The sequence below is a fragment of the Providencia sp. 6390 genome (assembly GCF_058148425.1).
The window spans coordinates 429,315-450,082 of record NZ_JBYVYL010000001.1; the positions used below are offsets into that span (position 1 = coordinate 429,315).

Annotated in this window: 21 protein-coding genes, 1 tRNA gene and 2 pseudogenes; 9 read left to right on the top strand and 15 right to left on the bottom strand. The window is 39.5% G+C overall.

Features of this window, described 5'->3' with window-relative positions; all coding sequences use genetic code 11:
- Window positions 1–8 precede the first annotated feature (8 nt).
- Both AC3Z9T_RS02085 and AC3Z9T_RS02090 read left to right on the top strand, forming a co-directional pair.
- Complete coding sequence (locus tag AC3Z9T_RS02085; RefSeq protein WP_490124546.1) at window positions 9–1,616, top strand: 5-oxoprolinase subunit B/C family protein; 1,608 nt, start codon at window positions 9–11, stop codon at window positions 1,614–1,616.
- The gene (locus AC3Z9T_RS02090; protein WP_490124547.1) at window positions 1,597–3,339 is read left to right on the top strand and encodes an acetyl/propionyl/methylcrotonyl-CoA carboxylase subunit alpha; all 1,743 of its coding nucleotides are present in this window, start codon (window positions 1,597–1,599) and stop codon (window positions 3,337–3,339) included. Before AC3Z9T_RS02085 ends, AC3Z9T_RS02090 begins: the two co-directional genes overlap by 20 nt.
- A gap of 22 nt (window positions 3,340–3,361) precedes the next feature.
- Here AC3Z9T_RS02090 and AC3Z9T_RS02095 read toward each other — a convergent pair whose 3' ends face one another.
- A complete protein-coding gene (locus tag AC3Z9T_RS02095) occupies window positions 3,362–3,631 on the bottom strand; it encodes a hypothetical protein (RefSeq protein WP_490124548.1) in 270 nt (89 codons plus the stop codon).
- A gap of 485 nt (window positions 3,632–4,116) precedes the next feature.
- On the opposite strand from AC3Z9T_RS02095, the gene AC3Z9T_RS02100 reads away from it, so the two are divergent.
- Complete coding sequence (locus tag AC3Z9T_RS02100) at window positions 4,117–4,659, top strand: DUF924 family protein (protein ID WP_490124549.1); 543 nt, start codon at window positions 4,117–4,119, stop codon at window positions 4,657–4,659.
- 73 nt (window positions 4,660–4,732) lie between these two features.
- Here the strand turns inward: AC3Z9T_RS02100 and AC3Z9T_RS02105 are convergent, their stop codons facing one another.
- From AC3Z9T_RS02105 to AC3Z9T_RS02120, 4 genes and pseudogenes are all read right to left on the bottom strand, one after another.
- Complete coding sequence (locus AC3Z9T_RS02105; protein WP_490124550.1) at window positions 4,733–5,509, bottom strand: dimethyl sulfoxide reductase anchor subunit family protein; 777 nt, start codon at window positions 5,507–5,509, stop codon at window positions 4,733–4,735.
- A gap of 1 nt (window position 5,510) precedes the next feature.
- Entirely contained in the window at window positions 5,511–6,128 is a 618-nt protein-coding gene (locus AC3Z9T_RS02110) for a DMSO/selenate family reductase complex B subunit (protein WP_008910766.1), read from the bottom strand.
- A gap of 11 nt (window positions 6,129–6,139) precedes the next feature.
- A pseudogene (locus AC3Z9T_RS02115) lies at window positions 6,140–8,561 on the bottom strand (DMSO/selenate family reductase complex A subunit).
- Between the two features lie 296 nt (window positions 8,562–8,857).
- Entirely contained in the window at window positions 8,858–10,123 is a 1,266-nt protein-coding gene (locus AC3Z9T_RS02120; RefSeq protein WP_490124551.1) for a mechanosensitive ion channel family protein, read from the bottom strand.
- A 432-nt stretch (window positions 10,124–10,555) separates the two neighbouring features.
- On the opposite strand from AC3Z9T_RS02120, the gene AC3Z9T_RS02125 reads away from it, so the two are divergent.
- Entirely contained in the window at window positions 10,556–11,071 is a 516-nt protein-coding gene (locus tag AC3Z9T_RS02125; RefSeq protein WP_490124552.1) for an anti-virulence regulator CigR family protein, read from the top strand.
- 348 nt (window positions 11,072–11,419) lie between these two features.
- Here AC3Z9T_RS02125 and AC3Z9T_RS02130 read toward each other — a convergent pair whose 3' ends face one another.
- The 4 genes from AC3Z9T_RS02130 to AC3Z9T_RS02145 all read right to left on the bottom strand — a co-directional run bounded on the left by AC3Z9T_RS02130 (window position 11,420) and on the right by AC3Z9T_RS02145 (window position 15,026).
- Window positions 11,420–11,992 carry a DUF308 domain-containing protein gene (locus AC3Z9T_RS02130; RefSeq protein WP_490124553.1) on the bottom strand — a complete coding sequence of 191 codons (573 nt, stop codon included), beginning with the start codon at window positions 11,990–11,992 and terminating at the stop codon, window positions 11,420–11,422.
- A gap of 335 nt (window positions 11,993–12,327) precedes the next feature.
- Entirely contained in the window at window positions 12,328–12,909 is a 582-nt protein-coding gene (locus AC3Z9T_RS02135; protein WP_490124554.1) for a cysteine hydrolase family protein, read from the bottom strand.
- Between the two features lie 88 nt (window positions 12,910–12,997).
- The gene (locus AC3Z9T_RS02140; RefSeq protein ID WP_490124555.1) at window positions 12,998–14,359 is read right to left on the bottom strand and encodes an ATP-binding protein; all 1,362 of its coding nucleotides are present in this window, start codon (window positions 14,357–14,359) and stop codon (window positions 12,998–13,000) included.
- Window positions 14,349–15,026 carry a response regulator gene (locus tag AC3Z9T_RS02145; protein WP_490124556.1) on the bottom strand — a complete coding sequence of 226 codons (678 nt, stop codon included), beginning with the start codon at window positions 15,024–15,026 and terminating at the stop codon, window positions 14,349–14,351. The genes AC3Z9T_RS02140 and AC3Z9T_RS02145 overlap by 11 nt, the downstream gene beginning before the upstream one ends.
- Before the next feature lie 179 nt (window positions 15,027–15,205).
- On the opposite strand from AC3Z9T_RS02145, the gene AC3Z9T_RS02150 reads away from it, so the two are divergent.
- Together AC3Z9T_RS02150 and AC3Z9T_RS02155 are read left to right on the top strand one after the other, a co-directional pair.
- Window positions 15,206–15,448 carry a hypothetical protein gene (locus tag AC3Z9T_RS02150; protein WP_490124557.1) on the top strand — a complete coding sequence of 81 codons (243 nt, stop codon included), beginning with the start codon at window positions 15,206–15,208 and terminating at the stop codon, window positions 15,446–15,448.
- Window positions 15,449–15,470: 22 nt separating this feature from the next.
- The gene (locus AC3Z9T_RS02155; protein WP_490124558.1) at window positions 15,471–16,271 is read left to right on the top strand and encodes a MipA/OmpV family protein; all 801 of its coding nucleotides are present in this window, start codon (window positions 15,471–15,473) and stop codon (window positions 16,269–16,271) included.
- Between the two features lie 221 nt (window positions 16,272–16,492).
- On the opposite strand, the gene AC3Z9T_RS02160 is transcribed toward AC3Z9T_RS02155, so the two are convergent.
- On the bottom strand, window positions 16,493–16,753 hold the full coding sequence (locus tag AC3Z9T_RS02160) for a DinI-like family protein (RefSeq protein ID WP_490124559.1): 261 nt from the start codon (window positions 16,751–16,753) through the stop codon (window positions 16,493–16,495).
- Window positions 16,754–17,014: 261 nt separating this feature from the next.
- Here AC3Z9T_RS02160 and AC3Z9T_RS02165 point away from each other — a divergent pair, with 261 nt between their 5' ends.
- On the top strand, window positions 17,015–17,548 hold the full coding sequence (locus AC3Z9T_RS02165; RefSeq protein ID WP_490124560.1) for a GNAT family N-acetyltransferase: 534 nt from the start codon (window positions 17,015–17,017) through the stop codon (window positions 17,546–17,548).
- Window positions 17,549–17,573: 25 nt separating this feature from the next.
- Here the strand turns inward: AC3Z9T_RS02165 and AC3Z9T_RS02170 are convergent, their stop codons facing one another.
- The 3 genes from AC3Z9T_RS02170 to AC3Z9T_RS02180 all read right to left on the bottom strand — a co-directional run bounded on the left by AC3Z9T_RS02170 (window position 17,574) and on the right by AC3Z9T_RS02180 (window position 19,537).
- Window positions 17,574–17,993, bottom strand: coding sequence for a GNAT family N-acetyltransferase (locus tag AC3Z9T_RS02170; RefSeq protein WP_490124561.1), 420 nt, complete (start codon window positions 17,991–17,993; stop codon window positions 17,574–17,576).
- A 302-nt stretch (window positions 17,994–18,295) separates the two neighbouring features.
- Window positions 18,296–18,844: a DedA family protein gene (locus AC3Z9T_RS02175; RefSeq protein ID WP_490124562.1), complete on the bottom strand. Its 549-nt coding sequence runs from the start codon at window positions 18,842–18,844 to the stop codon at window positions 18,296–18,298.
- A gap of 15 nt (window positions 18,845–18,859) precedes the next feature.
- Window positions 18,860–19,537, bottom strand: a complete 678-nt coding sequence (locus AC3Z9T_RS02180; protein ID WP_490124563.1) for a DUF1345 domain-containing protein — start codon at window positions 19,535–19,537, stop codon at window positions 18,860–18,862.
- A gap of 279 nt (window positions 19,538–19,816) precedes the next feature.
- On the opposite strand from AC3Z9T_RS02180, the gene AC3Z9T_RS02185 reads away from it, so the two are divergent.
- Window positions 19,817–20,236 (top strand): hypothetical protein, encoded by a 420-nt coding sequence (locus tag AC3Z9T_RS02185; protein WP_490124564.1) that lies wholly within the window; start codon window positions 19,817–19,819, stop codon window positions 20,234–20,236.
- Window positions 20,237–20,250: 14 nt separating this feature from the next.
- Here AC3Z9T_RS02185 and AC3Z9T_RS02190 read toward each other — a convergent pair.
- Window positions 20,251–20,415: pseudogene (locus AC3Z9T_RS02190) on the bottom strand (HigA family addiction module antitoxin); the annotation flags it as partial.
- A 61-nt stretch (window positions 20,416–20,476) separates the two neighbouring features.
- Here AC3Z9T_RS02190 and AC3Z9T_RS02195 point away from each other — a divergent pair.
- The gene (locus tag AC3Z9T_RS02195; protein ID WP_490124565.1) at window positions 20,477–20,605 is read left to right on the top strand and encodes a hypothetical protein; all 129 of its coding nucleotides are present in this window, start codon (window positions 20,477–20,479) and stop codon (window positions 20,603–20,605) included.
- 78 nt (window positions 20,606–20,683) lie between these two features.
- Here AC3Z9T_RS02195 and AC3Z9T_RS02200 read toward each other — a convergent pair.
- Window positions 20,684–20,760 (bottom strand) — tRNA-Pro (locus AC3Z9T_RS02200).
- Between the last annotated feature and the right edge of the window lie 8 nt (window positions 20,761–20,768).

Below are 20,768 nucleotides of genomic sequence, written 5' to 3' on the forward strand. Positions count from 1 at the left end.
AGGGACTAATGCGATTTTTACCTGTCAATTTAAGTACTTTCATGATTGAGCTACAAAGTCTTGAAGAGACAATGGCTTTGACTGATTTACTGCGTGACATGTCACAACAGCTGGCAATCGAAGAAATGACTCCAGCTGCACGCACCGTTTTGGTTCGTTTCAACCCATTGGTAACGGATGTAAATTCATTAATTGGCAAAATATCACTATTAGATATATCCGCAACCGACCTCAAGTTAGGTCAATTGGTGACGATCCCTGTTCATTACAATGGTGAAGACTTAGCTGATGTTGCACAACATCTCGGCACTTCTATTGAGGAAGTGATCAAAAGACATACCGAGAATGAATATCAAGTGGCTTTTTGTGGTTTTGCGCCCGGTTTTGCTTATATGGTGTCGAAACATGCACAGCTAAACGTACCGCGTCGTCCATCACCACGCATTCGTATTCCTGCTGGTTCGGTGGCTTTGGCGGGGGAATTTAGCAGTGTTTACCCACAAGCAAGTCCAGGTGGATGGCAGTTGATTGGTGTCACGGAAACGGCAGTGTGGGATTTGCAACGTGATGAGCCTGCGTTATTCAAACCAGGCTATCGCGTTAATTATATTGATGCAGCTAAAACGAGAGTGACACATAGCTTGCCATGCAGAGCGATGCCAAAAGAAAACAGATTAGTAAAAGATCTCACCATTATTACTACTGGCTTACAAACTTTACTGCAAGATTTTGGCCGTAAAGGGCAATCTGCGCTGGGCATTTCAGAGTCGGGTGCGATGGATAAAAGCGCGTTACGCAGTGCCAATCGCATTGTGGGTAATGCGATTGATGAAGCCGCATTAGAAATAACACAAGGTGGTTTTAAGGCTCAAATTAATAAATCGTTGCTGGTGGCCGTGACGGGGGCGAATTGTGAAGTGGAAATTACTACCGCTGATAATATTAAGTATTTGGCGCCACAGTATCAGCCCATCCACTTAGCTCTAGGGGATACGATCCGCCTCGGTAAAGCAACCGCTGGTGTGCGTAGTTATTTAGCGATACGTGGTGGTATTGATGTTACTCCTATATTAGGTAGCTGTTCGTTTGACACATTAGCTCAAGTTGGCCCAGCGCCACTGATTAATGGGCAAACGTTAGCGGTGAAATCATTACAACAACAAACGGCACTTTCGCTGAGTGAATCGCCAAGTTTAGCCTATCCAGTTGCAGGTGATGTGGTGGTTTTGGACATTGTGTTAGGACCACGTACAGATTGGTTTACCACACAAGCTATTCAAGTATTAACGTCGCAATTATGGCAAGTTACCGCGGCATCTAACCGTATCGGGTTAAGACTGCTGGGTGGTACAGCGATTGAACGGGAAAAACATCAAGAATTGCCAAGTGAAGGAACCTGTGTTGGTGCTATTCAGATCCCTGCTAATGGTCAGCCAGTATTGTTTTTAAATGATCACCCTTTAACCGGTGGCTATCCTGTTATTGGTGCGGTGTGTGAATACCATTTGGATTTAGCAGGGCAGATCCCCGTTAACGCTAAAATACAATTTAATCCGATTAGGGGTTTTAAAGAGAGTGAAGGGAGCCGTGACGTTTATGTCGACAATAAAGAATAATATCCAACATAAAGTGTTGATCGCAAACCGCGGCGAAATCGCGGTACGTATCATTCGTGCTTGCCGTGATATTGGCTTCAGTTCTGTTGCGGTGTATGCAGATACTGATATGAGTGCATTACATGTACAAATGGCTGATGAGGCTTATGGGTTATCAGGCAACACACCGACAGATAGCTATTTGGATATGCAAAAACTGATTGCTATCGCTAAAAAATCAGGTGCAACTATGGTTCACCCAGGCTATGGATTTTTGTCTGAGCGAGCTGAATTCGCCCGAGCAGTGAAAGAGGCAGGGCTAATTTGGATAGGACCAAATCCAGAAACAATTGAAGTGTTAGGTGATAAAGTCAAAGCACGTCAACTCGCAATGCGGGTTGGAGCACCATTGGTTTCGGGAACGAAAGAACCCGTTAGAAATGCGCAAGAAGTGGTCGAATTTGCCCAAGCAAATGGTCTGCCTATTGCAATCAAAGCCGCATTTGGTGGTGGTGGGCGTGGCTTAAAAGTGGCATGGCAAATGGAAGAGGTTGAAGAACTATACCATTCTGCGGTGCGTGAAGCTACGGCAGCATTTGGTCGTGGCGAATGCTTCCTTGAGCAGTTTTTGCATAATCCTCGCCATATTGAGGCGCAAGTTATTGCCGATCAACATGGTCATGTGGTGGTCGTCGGTACGCGTGATTGTTCATTGCAGCGTCGTAATCAGAAGTTGGTTGAAGAATCGCCAGCACCTTTTTTATCGGAGCAACTAGAACAGCAAATTATCAAAGCATCTGTGGATATTTGTGCTAAAGCTAATTATATCGGGGCAGGTACGGTAGAGTTTTTGTTGAGCCAAGATGGTAAATTATCGTTTCTTGAGGTTAATACGCGTTTACAAGTGGAGCACCCCGTCACAGAGGAAACCGCAGGTATTGATTTAGTGATTGAGCAACTGCGTATTGCGCAAGGGCTGCCATTAAGTATCACTGAAACACCAACACCGAGAGGGCATGCATTTGAGTTTCGTATCAATGCGGAAGACGCAGGAAATGGTTTCTTGCCAACACCGGGAACTATTTTATGTTTTGCACCCCCATCGGGACCTGGAGTTCGCTTAGACAGTGGCGTTGTTTCAGGTTCAGTCATACCGGGTACATTTGATTCACTGATGGCAAAATTGATTGTCGTAGGCAATACTCGCGAGCAGGCCATTCAACGTGCCCGTCGAGCGTTGGCTGAATTTGCGATTGAAGGTGTTGCTTCAGTATTACCATTCCATCGTGCTGTTATGCAACAAGCTGACTTCTGTGAACAATTTAAGGTGCACACTCGTTGGATTGAAACCGAATTTAAGGCTGAGATCATGCCTGCCAAACGCCAATTACCACAAAATAACAGTACTCTTACGCGTACTTATATTGAAATTGATGGTAAACGTTGTGAGTTAGGGTTACCAATGCAGTTGCTAGCAGGGTTATCGCTATCATCAACTGAGCAAGAGACTGTTGTGCCAACCAATGAACATCATGAGCAGGTAGTTAACGCACCAATCTCAGGGGTATTGTTTAATTGGCTGGTGGAAGAAGGTAATCAGGTATCACAGGGTGAAGTCATTGGAGTGATGGAAGCGATGAAAATGGAAGTGCAAGTTGTGGCACATCGAACAGGAAAGCTTAAATATATCGCAGGTAAAGGCGATTATATTGATGCAGAGAACAAAATTGCTGAAATCTATTAACTGATGTAAATAGCAGATTGATTTAACGTGAATTACGCTCAGGGAGTGAGCGTAATGGCGGATTAGGTGCAGGTACGCTGTGTTTTTCTTCTTTTTTTATCTCTTCGCTATCACGATAGACTTCACCACACATAAAAAAAAGATTTGGCCTTTTGGATTCTAGGTAGGATTTACGAGTTTGACATTGTTGTTCCGTAAAAATGGTCTCAGTGACAGGAAGTGCATCACAGGCATCTGTGCCACAAGGGCTAACCCACAATGCCCATCCAATGAGTACCATATGTCCTGCCATTCGAACTGCTCCTTCAACACATATAAAGTCAAATATTAGGTCAAACACTGAGCCGTAATCGGCCAAATTGACAGTTGATGTATAAAATTATCTGATGAAGCCAAACCAGTCTTATTAAGATGGGTGAAAACGCGCCCTCGCTAATTTCAAAATAAATATTATCATTGGATTCATCAAATGTATGTAATGGCGTGAAAATTCATTATAAATTGGCATTAAATACCAAATCAACGTGTAGAGATGAACTGACCCATTAAATATAGTTATTCGGTTTATAATTAATGATATGAGTATCTAAGTAGTAAATCATCGTTGTTTGATTAATTAACGTTCATTATCACTCGAGTATTTTGGAAGTAGTTCGCAAAAATACAAAATATTTATCTAATTATTGTTGTTTTAAGAGATAGCTCATGACAATGATTAGGGGTTTTATTTACGATGAAAAATAACTTATCACTAACAAACTTAGGTATCTAACAATAATGAATACCATGGAAAACGTTTTGACATTTTGGTTTGAGGAGTCAACACCAAAACAATGGTTTGAAAAAAGCACAAAATTTGATGCAGTGATTACACAGCGTTTCGCTGGGGTCATGGAACGTGCAGCAAAAGGGGAGCTGGCTTATTGGCGAATTTCGATTCGAGGCCGGTTGGCAGAAATTATTGTGCTCGATCAGTTTTCACGCAATATCTGGCGCGATACGCCGAAAGCTTTTGCCCAAGACCAAATGGCGCTAGTACTTGCTCAAGAAGCTATCAAACAGCCTGACTATAATTTATTATCACTATCTCAACGTAAATTTGTTTTGATGCCATTTATGCATTCAGAATCAAGCTTTATCCATCAGCAAGCGGTGGAGTTATTTCGCGGTCTAGGAGATGACGGTACCTTGAATTATGAAATGCAGCACAAGGCAATTATTGATCGTTTTGGTCGTTATCCACACCGTAATGAAATAATCGGGCGTTTATCAACCAAAGAGGAAATCGCATTTTTACAGCAGCCTAATTCGTCTTTTTAATCGGAACAGGTGAATCAATGGGGTATCTACAGTAAAGAGCCTGCAATTGCAGGCTCTTTGGGACAACTGGGTATTACATAGTGATTTGCCACAAGTTATAGAAGGCAATACGACCAGCGAGCTCAGCCAGCAGCACTGCAGCGGCACAGGTCGCTAATGTTGCTTTTGGCGCACGCTGTTTTAATGCCATACCGACAAAACCTGCTAGTGCAATGACTAGCACAACGACTTGAAATCCCCAAAAACCAGTTTGCTCTGCACTTAAGGTTGGGCCACTTTCTGAGAGAAATGCTTGATAACCTGCGCGGCTAGCAAAAATAACCACAGCACCAATCAAGAAAGAAGCGATCCCTAAACCACGGGCACCAATCGCTATTGCTAAAGCACCACCACCAACTAACATGGTCATCCACATTTGTAGTGTCGTGTAACCCGTGTTCCAGTTGGCAATTGAAGCAATATTATAAACTTGTGGAATTGACCAAACAAATGCTACACCAGTCACCACGGTTGCAATGTTTGCAAGCTCGCGCAGTAGTGGTTTTTTATAAAATAGTGTGAAGAATAGGGTTGCAGCTGCACAACCAACAAACACACCGCTCAAAAACGCTTCATTACTCATCGGCGAGCGACCAACACCGAGTAACATATTGAAGAAACGCAATGGTTGCCCAACATGTAGACCACCAATACCTAAACCAATCACTACCACAATAAACGCAAGGATATTGGCATTCTTCAATTGTTTTTCATCAATGGAACCCATTTTTTTGCTTAAATAAGCTAGCAAAAATAAACCCGCAGCGGACTGACCCAGTACGGTGAAAAAAACGAGTGGTAATTCATGCATTTTACACCTCCGCAGGGTTTTTTAGTTCGCCACTTTTATCGCCTGATGGCTTAGCATCTTTATGTGGCTTGATGACAATATTAGGATTAGTGATGCTTGGGTCTGGCATAGGCGCAATACCACACTCTGTGCCGTGTAATTCACGCAGCACATTAATATCATCAAAATCTAATGCACGCTGTGGGCATGATTCAACACAAACCGGTTTCATGCCTTTGGCGACACGTTCGTAGCAGCCATCGCATTTGCTCATTAATTTTTTCTTTTCATCGTACTGTGGTGCACCATATGGGCAACGTAGTTCACAGTAACGACAACCGACACACACGGATTGGTCAACCACCACAAGACCATCTTCTGCACGTTTGTGCATGGCACCTGTCGGGCAACCTTCAACGCAGGTTGGGTTAGAACAGTGGTTACAAGAGATAGATAAGTAGTAGCTATAGACATTTTGCTGCCAAATACCGTCTTGTTTTTGCCAACTACCGCCGCCAAACTCATATACACGGCGGAATTTAGGGCCTAAATCGAGATCTTTTTCGTCCTTACAACTGACCTGACATGTTTTACAGCCAGTACATTTTGTGGAGTCAAAATAAAAGCCATACTGTTTCATAAATTAACTCCTTAAACGCGTTTCACTTCAACAAGGTTAGTATGTTGTGGTGTTCCTTTTGCCAATGGAGAAGGAACTTGTGAGGTGAGGGTGTTGATACAGCCACCTGTATCTAAACCTGCTGTATCTAATGTACGCCATGCGCCTTGCGGTACAGCGATCACACCCGGTAACACGCGCTCAGTGACTTTGACTCGTATCTGAATACGACCACGGTCATTAAAGATTTCGGCAATATCACCGTTATTTAAACCACGTTCTTGAGCATCGACTGGATTGAGCCAGAACTGATGCGGAATAGCTTCACGTAGCATCTCAACGTTGAAATAACTTGAGTGAACGTGGCCTTTATCGTGGAAACCGGTCATTAACAGAGGAAGTTTCTGTTGATTACGTTGCTGTTCAACGCCTTCTTTGTTGGCACAGTACTCAGGGATGGCTGGAATGCGCTGTCCTTCTGGTAATTCCCAGTTTTTAACACGTTCAGCTAATTGTTCTGAGTAGATTTCGATTTTACCTGACGGTGTTTTGAGTGGGTTTGCCACTGGATTATCACGAAAATCTTTCAGTGCAATATATTTGGAGGTGTCTGCAAATTGACGGTCAATAATGCCGCCACCATCGGTTTCGCTGAACTCTGGTAAATGAGGCATTTTTTCACGAGTTTTGTTGTAGCAAAACTCAATCCACTCTTCATAGCTACGGCCTTCAGTGAATTGATCTTTTACACCCATTTTTTCAGCAATTTCCGCCAGTACGTCATAGTTCGGGCGGTTTTCCCACAACGGCTCTATTGCGTTTTGTAGACGCACAAGATAATGATAAGCGCCGCTTGCATAAGAGTTATTGATAAGGTCATTGGTTTCGACCGGTGTTACATCTGGCAATAATAAGTCAGCATATTGTGCAGAAGGTGTATTATGATTATCCCAAACTAAGATAAATTCACATTTTGACTCATCAGATAGAATTTCATGGGTTTTATTCAAATCTGCGTGCTGGTTGCCAATTACGTTACTTGAGTAGCACCACATAAACTTAATATCGTTATTGAGTTTATCTGCACCTTTAATACCACCGTTTTCAGCCGTCAGCTCTTTACCGCGAACAATCGCTTCAGTCCACATAAACGACGGTAATGTTGCTTTGACTGGATTTGGCAAACCGAATCCTGCGACTGGATAAGCAACACTGTTGCCCCAAAGACCAGTGTTGGTTCCTGGACGGCCAATATTACCTGACATGATTGGTAGCATCATAATAGAACGGCAAGCCTGCTCACCATTTTCGGTACGCTGCAAACCCCAACCTTGCGAGATCCACGCATGATTTGAATTACCAATTTCGCGAGCGAGTTGAATAATGCGAGAAACTGAAATGCCAGTAAGCTGACTTGCCCACTCAGGGGTTTTGGCGATGCCATCTGGGCCATTGCCTAAAATATAATCTTTATATGAAGCATTGCGTGGTGCAGAAGCAGGTAAGGTGCTTTCATCCCAACCAACGCAGTAATCTTTCAAGAATGCTTCATCAGTTAAGCCTTCTTGGATCATCACATAACCTAAAGCCGCGACTAATGCAGCATCGGTGCCTGGATAGATAGGGATCCATTCAGCACCCAGTGTGGTGACACTGTCTGTTCGGCGAGGGTCAATAATGATAACTTTTGCTTTGCTTTTTTCGAGGGCATTTAAAGTTTCATAGAACTGTCCACCACCAGACATACGGGTTTCTGCAAGGTTGTGACCAAACATAACGACTAAATCAGAGCTCAGATAGCAGTGATTCTTCAACGCTGCCATAAACGTAAGGGGTGATTTCCATCAATTGGGCATAGGAGTAGGTACCGTAGTCACCCAAAAAACCACCGGTTAAGCTAAGCAGGCGCTTACACGCTGCACGACCGTGTAGGTTGGCACCTGTCGATCCGGTACCATACTGATAGTAAATCGCATCGCTGCCGTATTTATCTATTGTATATTTGAGTTTCTCAGCAATGATAGTTGTGGCTTCATCCCAACTGATCTTTTTGAATTTGCCTTCTCCACGTTTACCCACACGAACCATCGGATATTTTAATCTATCAGGGTTGTATGTTTTCCAACGTACTGAACGACCACGCAAACATGGGCGAATTTGATGTTCACCTAATGTTGAGTCGTCATACATGGTTTCATTGGAGATGCGGCTGATGACGCCATCTTTAACGTGAACTTTCAGTGGACAGCGGCTACCACAGTTAACTAAGCAAGCGCTGTAACTGATTTTTTCACTGATTTCATCAGGCATGATTTCTGGTGTTTTTGCTTGAGCAGCAAAAGGGAGTGTGATTGAGCCTGCGACCGCGGCTGCGGTTGCAACTGTCGCAGAGGCTTGAATAAATTCGCGCCTGCTCAACTCTCCTAAATGAGTATTTTTAATTGTTTTATGCATGGACATTGCCTATATGTAAAGATCGATATCACTTTCTTACTTTTCATGTTAAAAAAAGTAGCTAGTCAGCAACATGACCTACATCAACAATATCCCTGATAAATTAAAGTCTATTACTTATTATCGCATTAATTTATAAAGAGTTTTTTTACTCATTAGACTGGATAGTCGCATTTAAATTATCTATCGTTATATTGATTATTATATAATGAGGGGAGCCAAAGCTAGGAAAAGAGGGGTTTCCCCCTCTGTTAAGATACTACTAAAGTTGTAACTCTATAAGCTAAACTAATTAATTACTGGTGGGTATCGGTTAGTAAAACGTTTTGGCCGATAGCGCGCATATCAGTACCTGTTGGCGATTGGTGAACGCGTAAATCAAACTGTGGCAATATTGAAAAGATATGGTCAAAAATATCGGATTGGATCCGCTCGTACTCTACCCATGCCGTTGTATTAGTGAAAGCATAAATTTCAATCGGTAAGCCATTAGAGTCTGATTCAAGCTGCCTAACCATAATCGTCATTCCTTTATGGATATTCGGATGCGATTTCATATAGGCTTCAACGTAAGCACGGAATGTTCCAATATTCGTTAATCGACGTTGGTTCAGTGGAGTGGCCTTATCTTCAGGAATTGCTGAATTAAATACCTTAATTTCAGATATTTTATTATCCATATAAGGTTCAAGTAAATTTGCTTTTTCTAAAGACGCTATCTCTTCTTGACCAAGGAAATGGATGCTGGTGGTATCTAAACGAATACTTCGTTTAATACGGCGACCACCTGACTCAGTCATTCCTTTCCAGTTTTTAAATGAGTCCGAAATGAGTGCATAAGTCGGGATGGTAGTCACTGTGTTATCCCAATTACGCACTTTAACGGTGGTTAAACCAATATCAACCACTGCACCGTCTGCACCATATTTCGGCATTTCCAGCCAATCACCAATATTGACCATATTGTTGGCTGAAAGTTGGATCCCTGCAACTAGCCCCATGATAGGGTCTTTAAACACCAACATCATGACAGCAGTCATTGCACCTAAACCACTGAGTAAAATCAGGGGGGATTTACCAATCAGTAATGCAATGATCATAATTGCAACCAATACTGTTGCAATCAGTTTTACACTTTGAAAAATACCACGCAATGGTAAATGTGCAGTTTTTGCTGCGCGTTGCAAGACGCTATGCAATATATCGAGCACAGAATAAAACGTGAGTAATCCGAAAAGCATACACCAAGCTTGCGAAGCAACGGTTAAGATTTGTTGGGCCGTAGAGCCTGTGTGCAGCCACAATATCGCTTGAATATTAACGACTACACCTTGGATCACAAATGCGATTCGGTTAAATAAGCTGAATTGAGTTAATTGGCGCTGCCAGCCTTGACCTTTCTTTTGGCCTTGCTTTTCTACACGGGGCAAAATGATTTTATGTAAGATGAAATGCAAGATCAGTGCAACGACAATGATCAGACCTAGCACCATGAGAAGTGAAGCAATGTCGGCATAATCTTGATTGAACTGGCGTACCCAGTCTAGCAGTTGCTGCTGCATGTTTTCTCCTTCTAATTGACATTAAATAGACTCGTCATTGTTTACGCCGGAGCAGTAAACAAATGTATTAGCCACTGAGTTTCTATTGCTTCTAGCGACCATCACTCAGTGTTTAGTCGCACCTCGAATTATTGAGAGTAAATGTATTCAGTGTTTAATTCGATAAGCTACTGAGAAATAATAACATAAATTTAACCTTGCTTCATTGGTTATAGTGAAAGAAACTGAAATAGTCAAAAATATAAGTTTAAAATATACCTATTACATAAATTATAGTTATAAATAAATTGATAGGCGATCAGGCAGAATATTATAAATAGTCAGATTTTATCAAGACTAAATTTACTTATAATTACTTATTATGAGACAAATTCCGATTGTTGAAAGTTGCTCGCCCGACTAATTTAATCGAAATTATTTGCGGGAGATGCAATGATGAGAAAAACAATAATTGGTAAATACCTGCTTTCGGCTCTATTGATGATGACTAGTGGACTCGTACCTTATACTGCGCAAGCAGATCGTGGAGGGCATCATGGGGAAGGTAAAGGTCGCCAACAATATTATTATGAAGATTCACATAAACATAAACACCATGAACGCGGTAGGAAGCATTCTGAAAGACGTTACTATCCTGATGAAGTGGTCATTGTTCAGCAACCCGTTTCACCAGGACTAAATATCAATTTGAATTTTGGTTCAGTAAGACCAATGGCGATTGATTATGGTGTGACAGGTTATTCACGTTTACCACCGGGTATTGCAAAGCAGGTCATTGTGGGGAGACCTTTGCCTCCAGGTATTGCTAAACGGCGTTTACCAAGGCATTTTGAGTCACGTTTACCCGTTTATGATGGCTACGAATGGCGTATGAGTGGTCGTGATTTAGTTTTGATGGCGATCAGTACAGCGGTGGTTGTTAAGGTGATTGAAGATGTTTTTGAATAAAAAAACGGCCTTAAAGTGATCTAAGGCCGTGTTGCAAAATTATGCAGATACCCATCATAACTTAAGTCATTTTGAGTAAAAAACGCTAAAGATGAGGTAATAGGAAAGCGGTGTCTTACATAAAACGTTTAGCTAGTAATTCAATGACTTCTTGAACGTTACTAATAAATTCTTTGATGGTATTCATGGAAGCTCCAAATGTTAGAGTGTGATCTAGATCACTTGAGAGCATTCTAACTTTTAGATGCATAAAGTCAAGTATGGAACTAAATAATTTTTAATATTTAAAAAATATTTGATGGCAAGCGTTAGAGCAAAAAACACGACTTGCCATCAAAATTATGATCTTTATGAACGATTTTTTAATGCACCCGCTAGCAAGAACAGGTTAAAGGAGCTAAACAGCAACTCGATACCAATAAACAGTGTTAATAGAGTAATTGACGTTTGAGCATTGCCACTGAGCAGCATGTAGGCAATGATAAAGTCCAAGATACCGATCAAGATGTTCATCATACCTGCTGCGGAGCTAAATAATCTAGCACCAACAAAAATCCTAATTACCCCACCGATAATAAATAACACGGCTACAAATACGGCAAGGAACAGCAAGCTTTGTAGTGGGTCAGTAATAAACGCATAACCTAAAATAAGATAGGCAATACCCGCAATTAGGCTGAAAAATACCGAGACATTGGCGTATAGTCGATTGAAAAAAATGTTTAAAATAACCGCAACACCACTGATTAATAACATGACGCCAATTAACGAGCTAAAAGCGATGCCCGACACGATTGGGTTAGTGATACACACAATTCCGCCGATCAACAATAACAAGGCAACTAAATAAATAATGGTCCTATGTCCTTTTAATTGTGAATCGGCAAGGTTTTTGAGTTGGTTCTGATTCAGATTGAGCATAATGAATTCTCCCTTATATCAAATAAAAAGTGATTGAATGGGTTGATTTGAATTAATGTTAAAAATATAGACCATTACTATGTAATTCAATAACTATTTCACAAAATAGATAAAATACTTACCGTTAATACTAGATGCTAGGTTTAAAAATGACGAGTTCATAATTGAAAATTACGCATTACTGGTGTTTTTAATCTAATAATGAGTGTTGCAAAATGCCACAAATAATTTATTCGATAATAGAATGGGGTTTGTTTAAAAATAGATAACTTAGTTATGAAAAGCCAGAAAGTTTAACTCACTGGCTTTGAAAAAGGAGGAGATAAAATGGAGTATTATTTGATTTTTCCTTGCACAAAATCTGACAGTGAAGATATCGTTGCCATACCTTGTAGTGCTTGCATACTTTGCTGATGTAAATCAAGAGTTGCTGCGGCGCAAAGTTCATCAATAACCGTCACTTTATAACCAAGATCATGAGCTTGACGAGCACTACTTTGGATTGCCATCAGTGAACTTACACCACCCAATAGGATGTGGCTAATATTATGCTCTTTTAACCAATGATCTAATGTATTACCTGTAAAGGCGCTAACCCCTTTTTTTATCATTATGATATCGCGAAGTTGGATATCTAACTCATTAATCCACTGGCAACCTGTCCCACTCAGTTTTAATGCTCCCGCTGTTTTTGCACGATGGAACATTGGGGAACCGGCGGGTATATCATGATAATCATCAGCGAAGCCAACTTTGACCCAAATAATGGGAATATCGTTCTCACGAGCAAAAGCCGCTGCTCGATTTGATTTTTCAATCACATTACGTTCTTGTGTTTGTTGATAGCTGGTATTTGATAAACCATTTTTGCCAACTATTTCTTCAATCAAGTCAATAATAATCAGAGCTTGTGACATGGGTTTTCCTTCAGTGAATACTTATTATTTAAATTTTCATGATCCAATAAATAGGTATATCAACGTAGCGATATAAAGTATATCAACATTAGGGTAAATCAATAATAAAACCAACGCCTTTTTGCTCTAAGCCATCGGTGACGCGGATCACTGCATTAATTTTAGTTGCTAAATTTTGTACGATTGAAAGCCCAAGTCCACTGCCGATTTCAGTTGTTCCAGGTACTCGATAGAAACGAGAAAATATAAATTGGCGACTTTCATCGGGTATCCCTCGCCCATTATCCTGTACAGAGATAGTCGCGCCGAAAGGTGTTAAATCTTTAATTGTTATTTTGATTTTACCTTTTTTGTAACTGTACTTAACCGCATTTTCTAGCAAATTAGTAAAGATAGTGGTTAAGGCTAATTTATCGGTGGTAATTAAAACACTGTTAGGGCTTTGTAATTCAATATCAATGTGTTGGCTAATTGCATGCGGCACATGCAATGAAGTGATATGAGAAATTAGTACAGGTAAGTCGATAACCTCTTTATTGAGTGGGAAATCTTCTGACTCTAAACGAGCTAAATCAATAAGCTGGTGGGATAATGATGCAGCTCGATTCAATGTTGCTTGCATATCTTTGATGATTTCTTCTTTTTCTTTAACATTTTGAATTTGCATTAGCAAATGGAGCTGCGCAATGACCGCCGCAATTGGTGTTCTTAATTCATGGGCTGCATCAGCCATAAAACGTTTTTCACGTTGATTGGCGGAATCAACACGAGACATCAAATTGTTAATCGCGATAATAATAGGGCGGATCTCTTTGTATTGTTCTTTTACCTTTATTGGCGTTAGGTTGCCGGGCTGACGACTTGAAATAATGGTTGCAGCTTGTCTTAATGGTCGCAAACTAAAATAGGCGGTTACAATGATCGCAATTAGCATCAGACCCAATATGAATAACAAGGGAATTGCGGTTCCTTCTGCAGGACTGCCAATCATAGATTTACGATCAAAATAGGATTCGCCTAAGATCACTTGAATCGTTTGTGTGTTATTCCATCCAACAGTGAGATGCCATTCGGGGTATTGTTTTGCTAAATGTTCGAATGTGGTTTCAGTTGAGATATCAATTTTATCACTATTACGATAAAGGACATTGCCTTGGTTATTACGTATGACAACAAAAGGTTTATAAGAAACGTCTAAACCATTTTCCATTGCATCGGTATACATCTTCTGCAATGAAGTAGCAATTTGTTCAAAGTATTCAGGGTTATTAGAAACCGCGCCTAAAGTATCCGCAAACCCTTGGGTGACAATTTGTTGCTGGCGATTAAAGTCATTATCAATATCTGGGAGATAGGAAAATTGTAGCCAGCCTACAAACAGAACCCATAAAAAAATCACAGAGCTTATCTGCAAGAAAAAAGTATAGATAAAAAAGGATTTAACTTTCAATTGGTTGCGCTTCTTTTTTGAGTAAATAACCAATGCCGCGAATAGTGATAATGCGGTCTTTACCTATTTTACGGCGTAAGTTGTGAATATGAACTTCAAGAGAGTTACTTTCAACTTTATCATCCAGCCCAAATAAACGTTGCTCTAGATCAGCTTTGCGTACCACATTATCAGCATTTTTCACTAGCTCATATAATAATTGATATTCTTTGCCTGAAAGTAACAGCAGCTGATCATTGAGTGAAACTTGGTGATTTAGTGGATTTAATTGCAAATTATCTAATTGCCAAATTTCAGATGAAAATCCTGCCTTACGGCGACTGACGGCTTTGACGCGAGAAATTAATTCAGGCATAGCAAATGGTTTGGTTAAAAAATCATCAGCACCGGAGTCTAAACTGGCGACTAAATTATCCATTTGATTACGAGCGGTTAGAATAATAATTGGAATTGATTGCCCTGAGCGTCGCCATGCGATTAATTCTTCGTTGCCATCACCATCAGGCAAGCCTAAGTCTAGCAACATTAAATCAAAATTACGTGCATTTAATTGATGCTTTGCATCTGCTAGTAATCGAACCCAAAGTGGATTAAAACCAGCTAACTCTAGGCCGCGGCATAACGCTTTACCCAGCTGAAGATCATCTTCAACTAATAGAATATTCATTTATCACCTCTCTAGATCCTAGGAAGTAGTATATGTAGGCAGTAATTTTTCGACAATGAACTTAAGCAAACTTAACGAGAGATTTAATAAACCCTTAAGGTTGGTTTAACCAATTTTTAAGGTAAGAAATATGCATAAGATTACTATTTTAGCATCTCCTCAGTTATTGGAATAACGAAATGAAGCTAAAACTAATTGAGCTCCCTATTTTTGTAATGACTATTTTCATTGCTTTGGTTTTAGTTGGTAAAAATGTTGACCACACATCGAGGACATCATTATCAATGCTTTCATTGAAAGAACTTTCTACATGCAAAAGTAATAAGAGTTGCATAGTCACTGAAGGAATTGCTAACGAAATAAAAAGTAACCTTAACCCATTAAAAGAAATTAAAACTTTTATTCGCAAAAAAATGTATTAATAAAATAATATAGGATTTTTTAATGAAACGATTGAAAACAGTAACAATCGCTGTTGTAGGTCTATTGCCATTTGGCAGCGCGATGGCAGGAGAAAGTGTTGTCGTATTAGGCGGGGGAGCCTCTTTGATGCCCGCTTATGAAGGGTCGAACAAATATTTATTTTCACCATTGATTGATCTGAACTACGGTTATATTTCTGATGATTATGGTGTGTTCAGCTTAGGTCTAGAAGGCGCTGAATGGGCAATAGGAATAACAGAGAATCTGACTTTTTCTAGCAGTGTTGGTTATGACGCAGGGCGAGATGAAAAAATTGGCATTTTAGGTAGTAAAAATGACGATCTCAAAGGTATGGGTGACCTTGATGGTTCAATAGTCGTCGGTGCAGAAATTAATTACACTATAAATGACTATCAATTATATGCTTCCATTGATATGGCAACCAAAGATCGTCACTATGGTGGTCGTCATATTGGTAGAACGGTAGATGTGGAACTCGGTGGAATAGGTTACTACCAAATAAATAATAAATGGGATGTAGAGTACACGTTAGCCACGGTCTGGGGAAATAAAGCCTATAATCAAGCTTATTTTGGTATCTCCAAGCAACAAGCGAGTCGTTCACGCTTTAATGAATATGATGCGGGCAGTGGATTCAAGGATATTCATGGCGGGGCGATTTTAAATTATAACGTTAATGAAAATATCATTCTTTATACAGGTATTGGTGCTTATTATTTAGTTGGTGATGCGGCAAAAAGTTCACTTACTGAACAACGTTTAGCATGGGTGGGCTTAGGAGGTGTCAGATATACTTTTTAGGTGGCCATGAGAATCAAGTGTATAGTCGTTTTGCTTCAAATTGCAGGGGCTTTCGTTGAGGTATAGGTAACTGCCTTCAGCTAGTTTAGTCACATAGTTTGTCTATGCTCAACACCTATTTTCACTGTCGCCTACCTGCACCTCGAATTATTTAGAGTATATATGTTGATGAGTAAAGGAATGCTGAGTTTATTAGCAGGCATTCCTTTTATTGATATTGGTTATTCTTCTGGGTTTTGTTCAGGGATCCAACCATCATCCATCCAAATTTCTTCTAATATTTCTTCAATACGAACCTTATCTTGAGCCAATTTAGTCCCCGAGATATTAATGCGTTGGCCTGAACTAAAAGCAACGCGAGTAACCATATCAGGATATTGTGGACTAAGTTTACGGGCAACTTCAGCTTCTAGCGCTTGCAGCATCACATCACTTGGTTTTTGTGGTGCATTTTTATCAAATAAAATTTCAATGCGTAACATATTAACCTCAACCTAAAGATACTGTATTCATATACAGTATCTTTAGATTGCGAGAAGGATAATGTCAATATCTGGATGATAATATTTTTTATAATTTACAAGATAAATAAAGGACAAAAAACAAACTGAAAATTACTTAATGAAAAACAGTCAGTTAAGAAACTAATTTATGTGTATAAATAAAAAATAAGTTGCTAGGCTGTTGGGTTTAGGTATGCTAATTATGATTATTTAACTCGATAAGAATGGATTTAAGGTGCAATGCTGACAGTAAAAAGACTCACTGATGAAGACTCACTGGAAATAGAAAATATCAATCACCTCTATGATTCAGCATTTCCAGCCCATGAAAAAAGAAGTTACGAAGGGCGACAATTGATCCTTAATCAACAAGATTACTATTTATACTATTTTACTGATGAGGGTGTATTTATTGGTTTTGTGGGTTGCTGGAAAATTAATACATTTTACTATGTTGAGCACCTAGCGATATCACCTAATTTACGTGGGCGTGGGTATGGGCAGAAGGTTTTACAGCTCTTTAGTGAGCAAGTGAACAATATTATTTTAGAAATTGACCCCGTAATAGATGAGATAAGCCAAAAAAGGCTACGTTTTTATCAGCACTGTGGCTTTAAGCAAAATGAATATCAGCATGTTCATCCGAGTTACCATATACAATTTACACCACATCAATTAGAGATATTGAGCTTTCCAACTGCCATTGATCAGCAAGTTTATCAGCAGTTTAATGAAAAACTTATCAATGTGGTAATGGCTCCTGCTGTGTTATAACAATAGTAATGCGTATGTCTGTAGATTAACGGGATAATTTGCAGACATAAACCAATTCAGGGTCATTATCGTCAAGGTTTTCTATCATACCACTGGCTAAAAACTGTGCGTGAATTAATAAGTTTTGCATAGCAGCATTAGATTGATTGGTTGAAGCAAACAACTTGCTAGTTGTACAAGTTAATTTAAATTGATTAATCAATGCTAGCCCTAAACCAAGGCGCCTAAACTGTTTGTCCACCATTAGCATTTCAATAAAACCAAAATTAAAAAAGTGGTAATGTAAAACACCATAGGCGCAGATTTGCGTTTTTCGTTCAATTAAAAAACAGTTTTTATCAGTTACCCACTTGGCAATTTGTAAAGCGCGTTCTTGGGTTTTTACACTATCAATTTTAATTAGAGTATCAATATCTTGTAGAGTAGCAAGGCGAAAATAGTTCAAAAATAGCTCCTTATTGAATCATAACTAGGTCAGCATAATAATGCCTGAAGAATGAGTGTAAATATCATTAAATAATCTATTTAGGTAGGGTTAATGATGCTAACTTAGATCAGTCACAAAAAGTTTAATTATTTGGAGCTACCATGAACATAATCAAACGGGTTCTTAATAGTAAAAAAGTAGGTTGGTTGGTCACAATTATCGGGATGTGTTTTACTGGTTTTCCGCCTGAAGATGAAAGCCTACGGGATAGCATAAAATAATTTCTATCTGATAAATATTTTAACATGCAGCTTTGGCTTCTATTTTTTCCAGTTGCGTCGTAAAAAAATGAAGATAATGACGGCAATGATTGCCAGTAAAATCCATGTTAAATAAGAGTGGATAGGTAAGGCAAGTATGGCTGAGCTAATAAAATATCCGCAGGACACAATGATAATTCCCCATAGCGCCCCACCAAAAATATTTAGTATGAAAAACTTTAATGGGTTAACTTTACTGGCGCCGATGATAATTGGCCCAACCGTTCTTAAGCCATAGGCAAAACGGATAGCAATAATAATGAAGTTTTCGTGTTGGCGGATCAGCTGCTGGACTCGGGCAATTTTTTTCTTATGGCGATGAAATTTAGGTAAAATTCGAGCACCAGCAAAGTAGCCAACGTAAAATAATACATTGTCACTCACTATCCCACCTAAGGCTGCAAATAGCATGACCCAAGGGTAATAAAGTAATTGGTTATGCGCTGCAACACCTGATAGGAAGGCGGCAGTTTCACCTTCTATCATTGCACCAAAAAAGGTCGCCCAATAACCGTATTCAGTAATCCAAAGTGTGAGTTCTGCTGCCATTTTTACCTAATTATCTTAAAAGAAACTGGCTGAAATATTGATGCACAAACCTAATATTGCCATATTAAACACAAATGAAATCACCGACTGAAGCAGTACAGCTCGACGCATGGGGTTTGAAGCAATTTCCACATCAGCAGTTTGAGAGGCTACTGCAATAGTAAAGGAAAAATACATAAAATCCGAATAATTTGGGTCAAGTATTTTGTCAGGGAAACGCAGCCATGGTTGTTGTTGAACCTCATTACTATAATACAAATGCGCATAATGCATGGTAAAGCCTGCAGGCAGTAATAGCCATGATGAAATTAGTGTAGAAGCGGTGAGTGCGTAGGGAATAAACTTATCACTTTTGGAAAAATCACCGTGCCCACCCAATGCAAAAAATAGCACCAGCAAGCTGACACAACAGCCCGCAACGAGGAAAAAGATAACCATACGAGCGCTTTCATCTTCAATTTTAGTGATTTTACGAATATCTTTCGTTTTGCGATTAATGATCCGCCCAAAAAGAAGCAATAAATAAATCCAAGCAAATGCGTTCCAACTTAGAATTAGGCACATCATCGTATTTTGGTAGGGGAATAACGCAAAAAAAGTCGCAACTGCAACAAACAAAGAAATAACAAAGCGCGGACGTGAATGAAATACATGACGGAAAAAATGAGTAACACGAGAGGCATAACGTAACATGATCCATTCCTTAAAATCAGTAAAATAATTTTTATTATATCAAATGCTTGATGTAAGGTGATAGATACTTTGTAGGTAGTCTTATTGAGATAATGTTTTGGCTTAAGCCACACTACGACTATATATAAAGTTTTATTGGTCAATAAAAGAGGAGTAATACAAGAGATTATATTGCTAAAAATTGAGGTAGTTTTCAAATAAATTGATATACTAGCGAAATTATCTATAGCCTCGTATTGCGAGGTTTTTTTATTGACTCGTTATTTAAATCATCTTTTTATGAATAAAATATTCTATGTCATTATTGCTTTATTCCTTCTTGGCTCAGCCTTTTTATTTGGTATGACATTAAATTATAAAGATGATACCAATATGATTGAACGAGTTGAGCGCACAGTATTAGGCTATTTAGAAAACCCTAAATTAGAAACATTTAAAGATGTGAATTATCATTTTAATAAAGTCTCACATAATGGTGGAGAAGTTGGCTACGTCTGCGGTTTTGTTTCAAGACATTATGATTTTTCAAGGAAAACGGAAGATAAGCGTTTCATCGTTAAAACGTATACTCGCCCTGATGGTGCCATCAATATCTCAATACCTGTTATTGATGGCATTGATGAAATGTTAACTGAAACGCAAGTAAATGGTTTATGGGTAAAATATTGTGAGGCACCAACGTCAAAGGTGCTTCAGTGAGAAAATAGCTTTTGCTAAACATGGGCTAATATTCGTTTTATTTCTGGGCGTTCTGTTTGTGACGCGACCCACAAATCATACTGAGCTTGCATGCTGGTCCACATTTCAGCGCTAGTACCTAATACGGCTTCTAAGCGAAGTGCCATATCAGCAGAAATACCACTATTACCATTAAAAAGCTAAGCTTAGATATTAATTTATTGTATTAAGCAAAAAGGAATGTATGGGTAATAGTTATGTTTGACTTTCTACAATTTTAAGCAAGCAGAAGCAGAGCGATTAGCAAAAGAAGCAGCAGAGAAGGAAGCTGAAGAAGATGCTAAGAATGCGGAGATTGAAGCGGCTGAGCATGAACAAAACGGCAAGTAACTAAGTCGGACTTTTACCCACCTCAAATTTCAGATACAAAAAAACCAACCCTAACTAGTTGGTTTCTCTATAAAAAGTTGGTCGGCATGATAGGATTTGAACCTACGACCCCCGACACCCCATGACGGTGCGCTACCAAGCTGCGCTACATGCCGAACTCCAG

Excerpts from the sequence above, each read along its gene's own strand:
- AC3Z9T_RS02085 (WP_490124546.1), top strand. The coding sequence starts at position 9 with ATGCGATTTTTACCTGTCAATTTAAGTACTTTCATGATTGAGCTACAA.
- AC3Z9T_RS02090 (WP_490124547.1), top strand. The coding sequence starts at position 1,597 with ATGTCGACAATAAAGAATAATATCCAACATAAAGTGTTGATCGCAAAC.
- AC3Z9T_RS02095 (WP_490124548.1), bottom strand. The coding sequence starts at position 3,631 with ATGGCAGGACATATGGTACTCATTGGATGGGCATTGTGGGTTAGCCCT.
- AC3Z9T_RS02100 (WP_490124549.1), top strand. The coding sequence starts at position 4,117 with ATGAATACCATGGAAAACGTTTTGACATTTTGGTTTGAGGAGTCAACA.
- AC3Z9T_RS02105 (WP_490124550.1), bottom strand. The coding sequence starts at position 5,509 with ATGCATGAATTACCACTCGTTTTTTTCACCGTACTGGGTCAGTCCGCT.
- AC3Z9T_RS02110 (WP_008910766.1), bottom strand. The coding sequence starts at position 6,128 with ATGAAACAGTATGGCTTTTATTTTGACTCCACAAAATGTACTGGCTGT.
- AC3Z9T_RS02120 (WP_490124551.1), bottom strand. The coding sequence starts at position 10,123 with ATGCAGCAGCAACTGCTAGACTGGGTACGCCAGTTCAATCAAGATTAT.
- AC3Z9T_RS02125 (WP_490124552.1), top strand. The coding sequence starts at position 10,556 with ATGATGAGAAAAACAATAATTGGTAAATACCTGCTTTCGGCTCTATTG.
- AC3Z9T_RS02130 (WP_490124553.1), bottom strand. The coding sequence starts at position 11,992 with ATGCTCAATCTGAATCAGAACCAACTCAAAAACCTTGCCGATTCACAA.
- AC3Z9T_RS02135 (WP_490124554.1), bottom strand. The coding sequence starts at position 12,909 with ATGTCACAAGCTCTGATTATTATTGACTTGATTGAAGAAATAGTTGGC.
- AC3Z9T_RS02145 (WP_490124556.1), bottom strand. The coding sequence starts at position 15,026 with ATGAATATTCTATTAGTTGAAGATGATCTTCAGCTGGGTAAAGCGTTA.
- AC3Z9T_RS02150 (WP_490124557.1), top strand. The coding sequence starts at position 15,206 with ATGAAGCTAAAACTAATTGAGCTCCCTATTTTTGTAATGACTATTTTC.
- AC3Z9T_RS02155 (WP_490124558.1), top strand. The coding sequence starts at position 15,471 with ATGAAACGATTGAAAACAGTAACAATCGCTGTTGTAGGTCTATTGCCA.
- AC3Z9T_RS02160 (WP_490124559.1), bottom strand. The coding sequence starts at position 16,753 with ATGTTACGCATTGAAATTTTATTTGATAAAAATGCACCACAAAAACCA.
- AC3Z9T_RS02165 (WP_490124560.1), top strand. The coding sequence starts at position 17,015 with ATGCTGACAGTAAAAAGACTCACTGATGAAGACTCACTGGAAATAGAA.
- AC3Z9T_RS02175 (WP_490124562.1), bottom strand. The coding sequence starts at position 18,844 with ATGGCAGCAGAACTCACACTTTGGATTACTGAATACGGTTATTGGGCG.
- AC3Z9T_RS02180 (WP_490124563.1), bottom strand. The coding sequence starts at position 19,537 with ATGTTACGTTATGCCTCTCGTGTTACTCATTTTTTCCGTCATGTATTT.
- AC3Z9T_RS02185 (WP_490124564.1), top strand. The coding sequence starts at position 19,817 with ATGAATAAAATATTCTATGTCATTATTGCTTTATTCCTTCTTGGCTCA.